Source organism: Leucobacter chromiireducens (assembly GCF_003917135.1).
GTDB lineage: Bacteria > Actinomycetota > Actinomycetes > Actinomycetales > Microbacteriaceae > Leucobacter > Leucobacter chromiireducens_A.
In genome coordinates, this window is sequence record NZ_RPDI01000076.1 from 1 (window position 1) to 926 (window position 926).

Sequence of the window (926 nt, forward strand, 5' to 3'; positions counted from 1 at the left end):
TCCCCGGCCTCGAGGAGGAGTACCTCGCGCACTTCTCGCTGCGCCGCCGCGTCTACGTCGACCAGACCGGCCAGCTCTCCGAGAGCGACATCCTCGAGGACGGCACCGACCGCGACGCCGACGACGCGCGTTCCGCCACGTTCGCGGTGTTCGAGAACCACCAGGACGGGGTGCGCGTGCTTGGCGTCTCGCGCCTCATCGTGCGCGGCGAGGAGACGCAGCTGCCCGTCGAAGAGTTCTGCCCCGAGTCGTTCCCCGCCGGCCCCCTGTCCGCGCGCAGCGTCGAGGTGTCCCGGATGATCGCGCGCCACGAGACCGCCGCGATGCAGGATCTCGTGCAGTGGCACCTCTTCACGCTCATGCTCGCGTACATCGCGAACCACGAGCTCGAGCGTACCTTCGCGATCATCGAGCCCTGGTTCGAGCGCCACCTCAACAGCATCATCTCGATCGCGCGCATCGGCGAGCCCCGCTACGTCGAGCACTACCTCGACTACAACCTCCCCATCGAGATCGACATCCCGGCCTCGGCCGCGCTGACGAACGCGCGCCGCGCCGGGTCGATCGATAGCTACCGCGCCGCCGAGCCCGCCCTCACGTTCCTGGGCCGCGCCCCGCACGTCGCGCGCACCGGCGCGGCGGTGTAGGGGCGCGCCGGCGCGCTGGAAACACAGCGCGCCGGAAACGCACAACACCCCCGACGAGAACGTCGGGGGTGTTGATCGTGGGGTGGCTAACGGGACTTGAACCCGCGACCACCGGCACCACAAGCCGGTGCTCTACCAACTGAGCTATAGCCACCATGCTGACCTGCATCCGCCTGGGCGGGCGAGGCAACTCTCCGATCATAGCCCATGCCGGCACGGAGCTGCGAACTCGACCGACATCCCGGGTGTGCCGCGCCGGCCGACCGCGCCGCCCCGCAC

Annotated in this window: 1 protein-coding gene and 1 tRNA gene; one reads left to right on the forward strand and one right to left on the reverse strand. The window is 69.9% G+C overall.

Annotated elements, in window-relative coordinates:
* A partial coding sequence (locus EGM46_RS14525; protein WP_125100823.1) for a hypothetical protein occupies window positions 1-647 on the forward strand: 647 nt, incomplete at its 5' end.
* Between the two features lie 78 nt (window positions 648-725).
* Here EGM46_RS14525 and EGM46_RS14530 read toward each other — a convergent pair.
* Window positions 726-801: transfer RNA gene (locus tag EGM46_RS14530), tRNA-His, on the reverse strand.
* Between the last annotated feature and the right edge of the window lie 125 nt (window positions 802-926).